Here is a 14,796-nt window from a genome sequence, read left to right as displayed (position 1 = left end):
AAATATACCTAAATAAGAAAACGGGAAAACTTGCAGGTTTGCTACTTTTTATTCTAATTATTACAGGAATTTTTGCAGAATTTTTTGTTCGTCAAAAATTGTATATAATTAATAATCATGAAGCTACGGCTCAAAATATAATTGAAAATCAATGGCTCTTCCGTCTTGGGTTTGTAAGTGATTTGGCAATGTCTACCCTATTCTTTATCTATGGATATGTACTGTACCTTATTTTTAAATCTGTGAATAAGAATATGTCACTATTCTTGTTGTTATGCTCCGTAATATCTGTTGCTATGTTTTGTCAAAACTCATTAAATCAGTTTGCTGTTTTAAAATTATTGATAAATCCAGTCTATCCAGAAGCGTTTAAACCAGAGCAGTTGCATATTTTATCAATGTTTTTTCAAAATATTCATATAAAAGGATACGCCGTAAATCAGATATTTTATGGATTATATCTATTTCCATTGGGTTATATGATTATTAAATCGGGCATTGTTCCTAAAATAATCGGAGTCTTTTTAATTCTAGGTTTTTTAGGAGATTTAATAGAAGTTTTAGTGTATTTTCTTTTTCCAAATGCGGAATCACTTTTACTAGACAATATCACTATTTTTGCAGATATTGGAGAATTCTCTCTTTGTTTTTGGTTTTTAATAATGGGAGTTAAAACTCCAAAAAAATGAACTAATTAAATTTACTAATTATTCCGAAATCATAGCAAATGCAGTACCGTTACTAGCGTGAATGTATATAGTTTTTAAAAATCAAGTTAATAAAACATTTATAATTAACTTCTTCACATTTATACTGTAATTTCTCCTATTTTGATTAAAAAAAATATTTTATCAATCAAAGAACTATTATTCCTAAAAAAGAAGAATTCATCGACTAAAAATACTCCACAAACGAAAACTTATATACAATTATAATGCAAATTCATTTTGGCTAGATGTGTTTCAGTAAAGTTACATGAAAATTGAATAAATCCTGTTTGTGCTGATATCAATTCAAAAAAAACTTAGCCGTTGGCGTAATGCCACTCCTCTAATTACTCACTCTATGGTGATTTAAGTGATCGACTTATGCACATATTACCTCAATTTACACCCGACGTAGAAATATATAGTATTGACGAAGCATTTCTTCAATTCAAAGGCTATGATCGCTTTGATCTTGAAAAGCTTAGTCAAAAAATTAAAAGAACTTTATTACAATGTATTGGGTTACCCAAAAGTATTAGAATAGCACCGACAAAAGCACTTGCTAAATTGGCTAACAAGATTGCCAAAAAGTTTGATAGCAAAACTGACGGTGTGTATGTAATTGACTCAGAACTTAAAATATGGTAAAAATACGCTTACATTGCAAGTCAAAAATTGGATTCTGAATGGGCAATACGTCAGAATAATGTATCGCCAGACCATACTACTGATTTTGACGATATCATAACTCTAAACTGTAATTTTTAAACTTTACAAATAATACTATCTAATATTATTTTCATGTAATTAAGCATTAAATTACACTCATAGCGTAATAATAGTTAGGTGAAATAACTACTTACCCCTTAAAAGTAACAAAAGATATATAGAAACAGTGATGTTTCTGTTTAAAAAAGAGGCTGGTTTATATTTAGAAATTCAAATTGTAGTCATCGGTTTTGGCATCTAATTACTTACTCATAAAACTTAAGAAAAGAAATTAGAACTGATTTCTTACTGGGTATAACTGCCTTAAAAAAATACTCAAGTACTGCAATTACAGAATTACAGTTAAAATTATATGCAAAAACTAGCTATTTTTTAACATTTTTGCATGCACTAATTATCTATAATCACGGGAGTGAAGACTATATTTTTAGTTTAAAAAAGCTGTTTTTATGTTAAAAATCAACGTTTATTAAAAAAATGTAACGTTTACAAAAAATAGTTGTCAGATATATGAAAACTATTTTTCTTTGTATAGAAAACAGCCACTTTACTCACCGCCCCTTTTTAATAAAACACAAAATTGTAATGCATATATGACTAAAAAAAGAGAAACACAGCGGCAGGAGTGTATAAAAAATAACAATACGATTCGTATCGGAAGTAAACACAAAGGAAAGCATGTTTATGTAAAGGATATTATTTATATACAAGCTAGTGAAAACTATACTTTTATACATCTTCAAAACGGAGGACGTATACTGAGTAGTAAATGTTTAAAATACTACGAGAGCTTACTAACTAGTATAGGTTTTATACGTATCCATCGTTCTTTTTTGGTACATCTAATTCATATCAAAGAATATGAAGGAAAATATCGTTTGTTGCATCTGAGCGATCAAAACATATTGTCGGTTAGTTATAGAAAAAAAACAAGTATTTCCAAAATTATTAACAATCAAGTATTTCCCCAAGCTACACAAGAAGTAGCATAAAATTAAAATTTAAAGAAAAATCACTAAAACAATTACATTTATGAAAAAACAAATCATGCTGATGATGTGTGTGATTTTTGGATTAACCGTACTTCCAAAATTACACGCACAGGACAACCCAAACCCAACAGAACTACCAACAATTATTCCCGCCTCACCAACAGTTGCAAATCTCATGCAATTTGAAGAAGTACCCGTAAGTCAATACACAGGTGTTCCTGATATTGGGATTCCTTTATTTGGAAAACAACTCGCGCCATCGGTCGGACTGAATGTATCACTACGCTATAACGCTACTGGTATTCGTATCGATGAACGTTCTGGTTGGACAGGTACGGGATGGAGTTTAGATGCTGGAGGGGCAATCTCACGAACCGTGGTTGGTGTGCCTGATGAAAAAAATGTGCCCAATCAAGGGATAGGTGTCTTACATAATAACTATTTCAATTATCCTTTTACTAATAATCCTGCCGCTTCTAATGAATTCCTTTGGAAAGGTGTTAGAGGAATTGAACGTTATGATACACAGCTTGATTTATACCAGTTTAGTTATTTAGGAAATTCAGGACGTTTTGTAGTGATTAAAAATACTGCAGGAAATTTAGAAGCTAAATTGTTATCCTATGATCAAAAACTAGAAATTGTTTTAATCTACAACCCTGTGACCTTAGTCATTGATGGGTTTGAAATTATCGATACCTCAGGAACGATTTATACCTTTGGACAGGGGGAGGAATATAAAGAAAAAACGGTTTCTACACCTCTATCAAGTGGAATTAGTGTTAGTGGAAGTAGCAATGTTTCTAGTGATATCTACTATTCTGCATGGATGTTAAAAAAGGTAACGACCAGTAATCTAAAAACGCTTTGCGAGTTTGAATACTCAGACATTCAAGAAAATTTTGAAACACCTGAAAATCATACGATTAAAAAAGTATTAGGTAATCCTAATACATCTGACTCAGATCACAGTCAATATAATGAAGGGTTATTAGAGTCTGGGAATTCTTATTCTGCTAGCGCACTTGAAATACAGTCTAAAAAACTAAGCCGTATTATTTTATCCAAAGATAATTCTAGCCTTGATTTTACGCATAGCATTGGACACCCAGAATATAGCGGATCTATCACGCCTGTGCTAAATCATACAGGCGCAAAACTGACACAGGTACAACGTAAAGATGCTAATGGTGCAATCGTGGAGACGTTTTCATTTACTTACAGCCAAACAACTACAGGCAATCGTTTATTTTTAAATCAAGTCAATCACACCAGAGGAAATATAACCCTTCCCTATGTGATGAGCTATCATAATAAAGAAAATTTACCTGCTTTTGGTGATATTCAAAAAAATCGTTGGGGCTATTTTAATGCAGGTGATGTTACCACAGGAGTCTTAACGGAAATGCGCTATCCAACAGGTGGTGTAAAATCATTTGGATTTGAATCCAATACTTTTAGTTATTTTGGTGATCAACCCGTAAACCTTCGCGATATTCCTGAGAATCAAACAAGCTATACTGCTGATTATTTGATGACAGATCAGCTTAATCCAAACTCAGGATTTACGCCAACGGTCAAATTCATTTATATAGAAGGACGCTCAACAGCGACCACACTTAATATCAATTCAATTACTACCGCCTCAAACCAACCATTTGGTAATGAACTTGATAATTTTCACGTAAAAATAACACCAGTAACAATACTCGAATCGGTTGGATTTGATCCAGATTGTACAGGGTTTTGTCAAGGGCCAGGAAGTGTTTCAGATTTTGAACCAGCTAACTATGATAATTCATTTACCTATAAAGTCACAACCACATCACATCAACCAATTTTATCGACAGGGTGGTACTTTGTAGAATTAGATCATGATCAGTATATCTCTTCCAATATTAATGAAGTAACCGTTGATTTTTCAATTACTTATCCAAAATTCACACCAAATCAAAAATACTTTAATGGTGGCGGTCTGCGTATTGGGTCTATTGCTTTTAAAGACAAAGATACTGTAGCGACAAAAACTCACTATGATTACACGGAGTTTGTAGATTCAACAGTTTCAAGTGGATCATTTGATGGTGAACTTTATGACAAACCATATACAATTAGTCGAAGATATACGATGATTAATAATATTAATTGGATTCCTAGTTCTGTAAAATATCAAGTTCAAAATTACAGCAATGCTGTGAATGTGCAAATGACCAAAGGGAATTATGTAGGATATCAAAATGTTCGAGTGTATAAAGAAAATAATGGAGCAACAAAATACACCTTTACCTCTCCAAAAGATGATCCAACCTTTACAAGTCTAGTCTATCCATTTGTACCGCAACCAGATTTAGATCATAAACGCGGATTACTGACCAAACAAGAAATTTTTGATGATGATAATCGTAAACTCAAAGAAGTAATCAACAGTTACACTTCTTCTTCGAAGCAGGTTGCTACAAATGTACAAATGAGCCTTAAGCAATTTACCAGTTGTGAATGGGATCAATTTTTTAATACATATAATGGTTATCTTACGAGTTCTGTAGAAAAAAATTATGTGCCCATACCTTTTGGTGAAGAAGGGTACATACCGCCTCCAATTGCTAATAATTGCGGGGATGCTTCAAGTTATATCGATTCACATTTTTACTATTATTATGCGGGTATTTCTCAGTTAACTGAGACCATCACGAATGATTATTTTTATGATCTAGCATCGAATCAAAACGCAACTACTACAAGAGAAACATTTTCATACCATCCAATAAATTTTCAATTAAAAGAAAAGCATAGTTTCTTTGATGAAAAAGGCACAGAGCAGGATTATATGACTAAGTATTACTACCCTGTTGATACGAGTTTCCCTAGCGGAGGCAATAGTACAACCATTCGAAATGCGCTTGTAAGCTTAAATAAAATCAATGAAGTATTGGAGACTCAGAGCTATAAAAATGGTTCGTTTTTAAACCAAATAAAAACAGAATATCACGAGTTTGAAACAGATCTTATTTTACCAAAAATAGTTGCTGTTTCAAAAGGAACAGACGCCTTAGAAAACCGATTGGAATATCAGCGCTATGATTCCTATGGCAATATTTTACAGGTCAGTCAAACAGACGGAACACCCATCAGTTATATATGGGGTTATGATCAAACATTCCCTGTAGCACAGCTTATCGGAGTTAGTTTTTCTGAGATTGAAACATTGTTGGGTAATAACTTCAATACTGGAAGCTCTGGGCTAAGTAATACGCAAATAAGCAATTTACAAACCAGTTTTCCAGAGACACAATTTAGTCATTACACCTATGATCCTATGATCGGGGTTATTAGCGGAACAGACGCAAGAGGTTATATCACAACCTATGTGTACGATGATTTTCATCGATTAAAACAAGTAAAGGATGCTGATGGTAATATCTTAGCAGGCAATGAATATTTTTATCGTACAAGCAATGATGCCTTAGACAATTATGTAAAAACTATCATCTACAATGAGGCTACTCAAGACGGACTTAATGTTAGTGACTGGAATACCTTAGAAAACATAAATTATGTAGATGGGCTTGGACGTACAAAACAATCCATTGCAATTGGACAAGGTGGAAATAATGAAGACATTGTTACACCTTTTGACTATGATGCTATTGGACGAAAAGAGAAAGAATTCTTGCCATATGCCACGACAAGCTTGCAAGGAGCTATTCATTCCAATGCGCTAGTAAATCAAGCAACATTTTACAATGTGGTAAAATATGAAAATACCCTCAATGCTTATAGTGAGCAATTTTTTGAAGATTCGCCACTTAATCGTGTACAAGAAGTTGGTGCACCAGGACTTGATTGGGAAATCAATAAAACCAAAGATGATGATCATACGATCAAAATGGGATATCAAACAAACTCTCATAACGGAATCCTTACTGATAAAAAATTTGATAACGTGCGTCGTTTTAAAGCCTCATTTGGAAGCGGTTATACTGATGTAAGTTTACAAGAAGATGGTTTTTATTTAGCAGGTGAACTCTATAAATCAATTCTTAAAGATGAAAACTGGCAACCTAATGGTACTGATCCTAGTCTATGGACAAAAGATCATACCACAGAGGAATTTAAAAACAAATTAGGACAAGTACTACTTAAGCGTACCTATAATGGAATAGAAGTACTAGATACTTATTACATCTATGATGATTTTGGAAATCTGACCTATGTATTACCACCAGAGGCTTCTATAAAAACAAGCATTGACACAACAGTATTAGACGAATTATGTTACCAATACAAATACGACCATAGAAACAGACTGATTGAAAAGAAAATTCCTGCCAAAGGATGGGAATACATTGTGTATAACAAATTAGATCGTCCAGTCTTAACACAAGATATCAATCTTAGGACTATAAACAAATGGTTATTTACTAAATATGATGCGTTTGGAAGAATTGCATATACAGGGACCATGACAAATGATGATCATATTGATGATATTAGACAAGGTGCTCATGAAGAAAATAATTTATTTGAAACTAGAACTGTGACTGTTCATAATTATGATGGAACAGATATTTATTATACCGCAGATGTTTATCCACAAGGAGATGAAAACCTAGAGATACTTACGGTAAACTACTATGACGATTACCTTTGGAGTGCAGGCAGTGCTTTGGAAGCAGATTATAATTTAGACACGCAAAGTGGTTTAGATGTTACAGGTAATACCATCTCAAAACCAGCAAATGCTTCTACTGGATGGAATACAGGTTTTACTACAGCAGGATATATCTATGGAGATGGATATATTCAGTACAAAGTAACTTCTACAGATAAAAAACTCATGGTAGGACTTTCTGCTATCAATTCAGCTGAAAATGATCATTACGACACCATTGATTATGCCATCTATACAGGGTATGGAGGATTACAACGTGTTTATTTATATCAAGAAGGTGTATTTGAAAGTCTCTCAACAACGACCTATCAGGTAGGTGATGTTTTTAAAGTAGAACGTTCAGCAAATCAAATACTCTTTAAAAAGAACGATGAAATCTTTCATGCAGTTGCTACAACGTACACAGGAGTACTCATAGGAGATGCATCCTTCTTTGACCCTGAGGTCGCTATTGAAGACATGCATATCGGGTATGCTAGTTATGGACAAGCTTTTTCAGCCAATGTCAAAGGATTGGCTACAGGAAGTAAAGTACGTGTGTTAGGAACTGATAAATGGATTACATCGGAATCTTATTATGATGAAAAGGGAAGACCCATACATGGTGTTTCTAAAAATGAGTATCTCCATACACAAGATGTAAGCAGTAGTTTATTAGACTTTAGTGGTAAAGTATTAGCGCAAAAAACAACACATCTCAAAGAAAAGAACAATCCTATTGTTACTATTGATAATTATAGTTATGACAAAAGTTCACGATTATTATATCAAACCAAACAAATCAATGGAGGCAACAAAGAATTGATTGCAAAGAATAATTATGATGAACTTGGACAACTGGTACAAAAACAAGTTGGCGGATCGCTTCCAAGTATCAGCACCTATACTCATGTAAACTCTAATTTGAATGTAAGTGGAAATATCATTGAGAAAACAGCAGGCAGTACCAGTACTTGGGATGCAGGGCTAGTTACCGATACCACCATAAATGGAGACGGATATGTGAGTTTCAGTCCTGTAAAAATCTCAGATTACCTCATGGCTGGTTTATCAGATGATATCAGTGGAACAGATCATTACAACTCTATTGATTATGCAATTTATGTCTATTGGGGAAATATAAATATTTATGAGTCTGGTACTAACAAAGGTCTAAAAGGAAACTATGTTTTAGGAGATGTATTAAAAGTAGAACGTCGAGATAACAAAATCTATTATCTAAAAAATGAAGAAGTATTTTATATTTCAGAATTCTCTGATAATGGCAACCCGCTTGTGGGAGATGTTTGTATAAACTCTTCTGGAGGAAAAGTACAAGATCTTGTCTTGATAGATTTGGAAAAACAGCTTCAAGAGGTTGATTATACGTATAACATCAGAGGATGGCTCAAAGGTATTAATAATGTAAATGATCAAGGAAACGATCTATTTAGCTTTGCACTGAAATACAATGACATCACTGATCCGACCAGGAAACTATTCAATGGAAACATCAGTAGTACGCTATGGAGAACCAAAGGAGCAGACAGTTCATTAAAGAACTATGAATATGATTATGATCCATTAAACAGAATTACAAGTGCTAAAGACAATACAGGAAATTACAGTCTTGATTATGTAGATTATGATCTAAATGGAAATATTGAAAAACTGGTCAGAATAGGTCATACCGATGCCAATGCAACGGTCTTTGGAATAATGGATGATTTGAATTACTTCTATGTTGGTAATCAGCTGATGAGTGTCGCAGATGCAAGTAACATTGATTATGGATTCAAAAATGGAAATACCACAGGTGATGATTACAGCTATGATGCCAATGGAAACATGATTGAAGATAAAAACAAGGATATTACAAATATTAGTTACAACTATTTAAACTTACCAGAGCAAATAACCTTTGTTAATGAAAGTACAATTTCATACATTTACGACGCAACAGGGATGAAGCAAGAGAAAATAGTATTTGATAGTAGCCTCTCAAGTAGTCAATCTACTTTTTATGCAGGAAACTACATTTACAAAAAGGGCTCAGCACAATCGCCTGTGGTACTTACGTTCTTTAACAGTGAAGAAGGTTACATAGAACCTGTAGTTGACAATGAAGGTGGAGGAAACAGAATTGTTGACTTTGATTACACTTATCAATACAAAGATCATTTAGGGAACATCAGACTTTCCTATCAAGACATGGATGCTAATGGAACAATTGATCCAATAACTGAGATCAAAGAAGAAAATCATTATTATCCTTTTGGACTTGAACATAAAGGGTACAACAATGTTGTGAGTGCCAACAGTAATAGTGTGGCAAAGAAATTTAAATATGCTAACAAAGAAAAAGAAGAAGAGTTAGGGTTAAATACTATTGCGTATGGTTGGAGAGATTACGACCCAGCTAAAGCAAGGTTTAATAAGATAGATAGATTTGCTGAAAAATATTATAGCGATAATCCTTATCATTTTACCAAAAATAATCCTATTTCTAATAGAGAAATACAAGGAGATTCTGTTTGGGTTTTCACAGAAGCTGTTAGAAAGAAAGGAGTAATAGTTGGACATCACGCTTTTTTAAGAGTACAGACAGATAAACAAGATGTTATAGTGGAATTATGGGGTCAAACAGACCCAGATACTGGACAACAATTAAGAACTGGAATACCAAGAGTTGATGGTTTTAGTTGGAGTAATGTTAATGGTAGAAGTGCTGTAAGTTCTGGAGATTTAATAGAACCGAAAGGAGATAACGACAACTATGAATTTGAAAACAGTATAATTGAATTTGCTAATTATTTTAAAAATAGTGAAACAACTGTAGATGGGAAAAAGGATTTTGCAAACTTACCTGATTACAATGCTTTTGGTCCAAATTCAAACAGTTTTGTCAAATCTTTAGTTAAGAATGCGGGTGGTGTAGATTTAAAATTTCCTATTAGTGGAATTGGAGCAAATAAAACGGAGTTTTACGATAGGGCAATTAATAATTATATGTTGACGCAATTAAGAGATAAAGTCTGTAATAGTTCTAATTGTAGCGAACAAACATTGAAAAATTTAGACGAATTAATACAAAATAATATTGATGCACAAAAAAAGTCAGTAGAAAACGATTAATAAATATGAATCCTTTATTTAAAAAACAGAAATATAATATTTATGCTATTTTATTTATTATAGTAAATTTAATATCATTTAATTATAGTAAATCAGCCAACAATCTAATTGTTAGTATACATCGATTAGCTTATGCTTATTTTATAGAGTTCACAAAGCAATTAGATAGTATTAGTCTTACTATAGTTTTTGTTTTTATTTTAGCATTAATATATTATCTAATTGTAAAATTAGTTAAGAACAATATTTTAAAATGGTGTTTAATAATTATTTCAATATTATTATCAATACCTATATTGGATTTAGTAGGTTCAGGAAGTAACTCTTTATAAATAAAAAATGAGTCTCTTAATTGAGGCTCATTCTAGTTCTTTCAAATACTAAAAGTTCCTTAGAGTGTATAAAATAAAGAATCTATTTCCCTTCGTGGTGTAAATTGGTGCTTGGTATATTTGTGGTTATGAATTGTAAAAAATGTAATCAATCACATTGTATCAAAAAAGGGAAACGAAATGGTCGACAACGTTATCATTGTAAAAATTGCAAACACAATTTTCAAGATAATTATACATACAATGCTTATAAAGTAACTACCAATATTTGGATTACCAGATTATTAAAAAATAGTTGTGGAGTTATGGATGTTTCAAGAATATTAGAAATTTCTCCAAAAACAGTTCTGTCAAGAATGTTAAAGATTAGTAAACAGATTAAGATTCCATATTTCAATAAGTTTGGATGCACGTTTGAAGTAGATGAAATGTTCGTGAGAATCGGAAATAAAGAAACAAAAAATTATTTGACTTATGCTATCGAACGGAAAACCAAGGATGTAATTGGTTTTGTAATTGGCAATAGAAACACAGAAAACTTGAAATTTGTTATTGATAAAGTTCTCCTACTCCAACCCAATAGAATTTATACAGATCGTTTAAATATTTATTCAAGTTTAATTCCAAAAGAAATTCACAAACGCTTTCAATATTGTACCAACAAAATTGAAAGAATGAATTTAACCTTACGAACACATATCAAGCGATTAATTAGAAGAACAATTTGTTTTTCAAAAAGTAAGATTTATCTTGAAGCTCATTTAAAGATTTACTTTTGGGGATAGTAATGATAAATTGAAAATTCTCAATAAAAATACACGTTCATTGAAAATAACTCATTAAGAATTAAGATAATAGGCTGGTTTTTAACACTCTTTCAAAAACATAAAAGCGGACTTCTACCCTTTTGGCTTGAAACATAAAGGGTATAATTCTCAAATAACTGGAAGAAATCATAATTATGGTTTTGGTGGAAAAGAAGAGCAAAGTGAACTTGGTTTAGAATGGCAAGATTTTGCAGCTAGAAATTATGAAGCGTCTCTAGGAAGATGGATGAATCTTGATCCGCTTGCCGAACAAATGCGTAGACATTCTCCCTATAATTATGCCTTTGATAATCCAATATTTTTTATTGATCCTGATGGAATGAAACCTATCGCTAATAGTGAAGAAGAAGTTGATCCTGTAAAGAAAAGAGGGAAATCTAAAGAAATAATTACAACAGTGCATGATTTAGGTGTAACTTTTATTTCCAATATGACAATAATTAAACATAGCGATGAAAACTATGAATTACAAGTTGAAATATCTGTAAAGGTAAATGAAGAATTGGATGAAGGAAGTGATTTAGATAAAGAAAACCCGGGTCTAAGAAATGAAGTTGAAAAACATGAAGATGGGCATTATGATCAAATTTCAGAAATTTTAGAACAGGAAGAATATAGTTTTTCATTTGGAGATAACTTCTTTACTGGATGCTTAGATGCTTGTACAGCAGAATTTGTAAAGTATGCTGGAACGCTTGAAAGTAAGGAAGATGTTGGGAATGCTTATCGAAACTTTTTTGATCAAATGACAGCTCAAACGAGTGCAAAAATGGAAACAAAATATAGAAAAGAAGGAGTAGAAAAAAATGCTGTAAGAAGAGCTGATAAAGCCATTAGAAATAGTGGTGGAACTCCTCAATATCAAAATATAAATGGTAATAATAAAAAAATAAAGAAAAATGGGGAAGTTTTGCCTAGTGATAGTTAGTTTTTGTCTTATGTCAATGATTAGTTGTAGTAATCAAAAAAAAGGACAACAAAATGATTTGATTGATGTAAATGACATGACATATTCTATCGAAGAGAAATTTACAAAATATGCAGATAGTATTAATAAATATAATCCAAAAACAAACAATATTCCTTTTTTTATAATAGAATACTATAACGAATTTGATGATGAATTTAAATCTATTTATAATATTCATAAGAAAACGCCCGATTCTAGGAAAAAATCTGTTTATTCCGATCTGTTTTTTAAATGTAGATCAGAACAGTTAGAACTTATTAGAGCTGAGTTAATGAAAAAGAAAAATATTACAAACCAAGACTCGCTGATAATTAATATTATTGAATATGTCATTAATAATAAAGATGGGTAATGGTATAAATTAGGGCATAGCTTTAATTTGAAATATAAATAATTGAAAAACAGTAGTTAATAAAATATTTAGCTACTGTTTTTCTTTGTTGCTTGATATGTTAAAAAATACGAACGTTTCTTAAATCCTATAAAATAAGGGATTGTTAATTCTACGTAGGTTACATTAGGGCATGGAAAAAATACAATGTCCAAAATGTAGAAATCGAGCAATTAAAAATGGTTTTCAAAGTGGTAAACAACGTTATAAATGTACATCTTGCAATAAAAAATTCCATTTAAAATATACTTATAAAGCTTATAATGAACATACTAATAGCTTTATAACTTCTTTATTAAAAGAGGGTTGTGGTATTAGAAGTATTTCAAGAGTATTGAGAATTTCAAAGAAGACAGTTCTGTCAAGAATGTTGAAAATAGCTAAAGAAATCTAAATTCCATATTTCAATAGACTTGGATGTAAATTTGAAGTTGATGAACTATGGACATTCATAAAGCGAAAAGAAGATTTCACTTGGATTACTTACGCCATTGAACAGCAGATAAAGTCTGTAATTGACTTTTTTGTTGGAAGAAAAACCAAAGAAACCGTCAGACCATTAATTGATAAAGTTCTCCTACTCCATTGCTATCTCTACGACTATTTTAAAATAATGTGTTCCCTATAAGGGATCGTGCTAGAAATGAAATAGTTAAGAGATTTAAAAAAGAAGTAAAAAGTAATGTTGTTTATTCAATGTTACTTTTTGCTTTTGAAATATGCTTTTGCTTTACAAACACATTTTACAAGTATTTTTCTTGTTTTGGTGTCTTCTGTAGACTTTATGTTCATTGAAATCTTGCGAATACTTAGAAAAATCAATAGTAATTCCGTGAAATGTTTCTTGAGGAGTATTTCCACCAAGACTCATTTGTGGTCGTATCTCGTTATATAGTGAAACGGATTCTTTAAGAATATTATAAAGCAGATTTGAATTTGCTATTTGATGCGGATACAAGAATTGATGCTTGATTACTTTATTAAGAGCTTCCACCATAGAATTAGAAAACACCACATCTTTCTGAGCGATAATATGTTCGATGGGAACGTCAGGACTATTAATAAAATTAGCAACAGTTGTATTTACATTTTCACTTCCGCCATCGCGGTAAGAAATTGTAGTTTGTCAGGTTTGTGAATTTTACATGCATTATGTAGTAATTCTTTAATAGCACTTGATGAAGGACTTTTGCAGATTTTATATCCGATAATGTATTTAGAAAAATGATCAATTAGAAAATGAATGTAATGTTTGACATGATCTTTGGTTTTAAAGATCGTTACATCCGCACACGATAATTGATTAGGCTTAGAGGTTCTTACTGGCATATAATCATCAGATTTTCGTTTTCGAGGTCTGTTTTTAAATCCGAGTAGTTGGCAGTATTTATAAAAAGTAGAAATACAACATTTGAGTTTTTCATCACGAATAGCTTTAAGATATATCGAAGCTTTTGACCAATATTTATAGTTATCATCATTCATATATTCTTGTATGGTTTCTACTTCTGTTGGTAAAAGTTGATTTGAAAATCGCTTTGTACACCATTTGAGATATGAAGCATTACATTTATGAATGACGATGGATTTATAGTTTTCAAAGGTTGTTCTTGAGATATTGAATATTTTAAGTGCATCATTAATTTGAATACAATTTTTCACAGCATCAATAGTGTTTACGACAAGTTCTTTGCTATCTTTTATAAGTGACTTTACTCCTTTTAGGTTGGAAACAATTTCATGGAAGGTGTCACAGAGTTTGAAATATGATTCATTAATTTTCTTTATACGAGAAGATTGATTGATCCGTTTTATAAGTTGAATTTCTTCTTTGATGATATTATTAATTTCACAAAAAGAATACTTGTCATCATGTTCATATTTCCACCGAGAAATATTGGAACGAGGAATGGTAGCAATTTGTTCTGGAGTTGAAGCGTCATTTAAAATTTCGTGGCGAGCGAGATGTTTTACAGCGGTATACCAGCTTTTTCGAAAAGAGTGGTCATTCATATTTTTAGTTAATAAAAATATAATTCTGTATAATACAAAATTGAACGGA

11 protein-coding genes and 1 pseudogene are annotated in these 14,796 nt (G+C 31.7%); 10 read left to right on the top strand and 2 right to left on the bottom strand.

Annotated features, from left to right (window positions below):
- Positions 1–38 precede the first annotated feature (38 nt).
- From ACQ654_RS23660 to ACQ654_RS23615, 10 genes and pseudogenes are all read left to right on the top strand, one after another.
- Positions 39–689: a DUF4386 domain-containing protein gene (locus tag ACQ654_RS23660; RefSeq protein WP_430412814.1), complete on the top strand. Its 651-nt coding sequence runs from the start codon at positions 39–41 to the stop codon at positions 687–689.
- 357 nt (positions 690–1,046) lie between these two features.
- Positions 1,047–1,346: pseudogene (locus ACQ654_RS23655) on the top strand (SOS mutagenesis and repair protein UmuC); the annotation flags it as partial.
- Between the two features lie 21 nt (positions 1,347–1,367).
- The gene (locus ACQ654_RS23650) at positions 1,368–1,475 is read left to right on the top strand and encodes a DUF4113 domain-containing protein (RefSeq protein ID WP_430413050.1); all 108 of its coding nucleotides are present in this window, start codon (positions 1,368–1,370) and stop codon (positions 1,473–1,475) included.
- A gap of 554 nt (positions 1,476–2,029) precedes the next feature.
- Entirely contained in the window at positions 2,030–2,428 is a 399-nt protein-coding gene (locus tag ACQ654_RS23645; protein ID WP_430412813.1) for a LytR/AlgR family response regulator transcription factor, read from the top strand.
- Positions 2,429–2,468: 40 nt separating this feature from the next.
- Positions 2,469–10,214, top strand: a complete 7,746-nt coding sequence (locus ACQ654_RS23640; RefSeq protein ID WP_430412812.1) for a DUF6443 domain-containing protein — start codon at positions 2,469–2,471, stop codon at positions 10,212–10,214.
- Positions 10,215–10,674: 460 nt separating this feature from the next.
- Entirely contained in the window at positions 10,675–11,331 is a 657-nt protein-coding gene (locus tag ACQ654_RS23635; protein WP_430408590.1) for an IS1 family transposase, read from the top strand.
- Between the two features lie 127 nt (positions 11,332–11,458).
- Positions 11,459–12,301 carry an RHS repeat domain-containing protein gene (locus ACQ654_RS23630; protein WP_430412811.1) on the top strand — a complete coding sequence of 281 codons (843 nt, stop codon included), beginning with the start codon at positions 11,459–11,461 and terminating at the stop codon, positions 12,299–12,301.
- Positions 12,273–12,695, top strand: a complete 423-nt coding sequence (locus tag ACQ654_RS23625; RefSeq protein WP_430412810.1) for a hypothetical protein — start codon at positions 12,273–12,275, stop codon at positions 12,693–12,695. The genes ACQ654_RS23630 and ACQ654_RS23625 overlap by 29 nt, the downstream gene beginning before the upstream one ends.
- A 172-nt stretch (positions 12,696–12,867) precedes the next feature.
- Complete coding sequence (locus ACQ654_RS23620) at positions 12,868–13,128, top strand: transposase-like zinc-binding domain-containing protein (protein WP_430412809.1); 261 nt, start codon at positions 12,868–12,870, stop codon at positions 13,126–13,128.
- Entirely contained in the window at positions 13,129–13,362 is a 234-nt protein-coding gene (locus ACQ654_RS23615) for an IS1 family transposase (RefSeq protein ID WP_430413049.1), read from the top strand.
- A gap of 102 nt (positions 13,363–13,464) precedes the next feature.
- On the opposite strand, the gene ACQ654_RS23610 is transcribed toward ACQ654_RS23615, so the two are convergent.
- Both ACQ654_RS23610 and ACQ654_RS23605 read right to left on the bottom strand, forming a co-directional pair.
- Positions 13,465–13,731 (bottom strand): hypothetical protein, encoded by a 267-nt coding sequence (locus tag ACQ654_RS23610; protein WP_430413048.1) that lies wholly within the window; start codon positions 13,729–13,731, stop codon positions 13,465–13,467.
- A gap of 86 nt (positions 13,732–13,817) precedes the next feature.
- Entirely contained in the window at positions 13,818–14,747 is a 930-nt protein-coding gene (locus tag ACQ654_RS23605) for a DDE-type integrase/transposase/recombinase (protein ID WP_430412808.1), read from the bottom strand.
- Positions 14,748–14,796 lie beyond the last annotated feature (49 nt).

Source organism: Kordia sp. (genome assembly GCF_965283645.1).
Taxonomy (GTDB): Bacteria; Bacteroidota; Bacteroidia; order Flavobacteriales; family Flavobacteriaceae; genus Kordia.
The sequence above is the reverse complement of the archived record's forward strand: the minus strand, read 5'-3'. Positions and strand labels throughout refer to the sequence as shown.

Bases quoted from the DNA above. Each gene is read 5' to 3' on its own strand.
- ACQ654_RS23605 (WP_430412808.1), bottom strand. From the start codon at position 14,747: ATGAATGACCACTCTTTTCGAAAAAGCTGGTATACCGCTGTAAAACAT.
- ACQ654_RS23640 (WP_430412812.1), top strand. From the start codon at position 2,469: ATGAAAAAACAAATCATGCTGATGATGTGTGTGATTTTTGGATTAACC.
- ACQ654_RS23610 (WP_430413048.1), bottom strand. From the start codon at position 13,731: ATGGTGGAAGCTCTTAATAAAGTAATCAAGCATCAATTCTTGTATCCG.
- ACQ654_RS23645 (WP_430412813.1), top strand. From the start codon at position 2,030: ATGACTAAAAAAAGAGAAACACAGCGGCAGGAGTGTATAAAAAATAAC.
- ACQ654_RS23625 (WP_430412810.1), top strand. From the start codon at position 12,273: ATGGGGAAGTTTTGCCTAGTGATAGTTAGTTTTTGTCTTATGTCAATG.
- ACQ654_RS23635 (WP_430408590.1), top strand. From the start codon at position 10,675: ATGAATTGTAAAAAATGTAATCAATCACATTGTATCAAAAAAGGGAAA.
- ACQ654_RS23620 (WP_430412809.1), top strand. From the start codon at position 12,868: ATGGAAAAAATACAATGTCCAAAATGTAGAAATCGAGCAATTAAAAAT.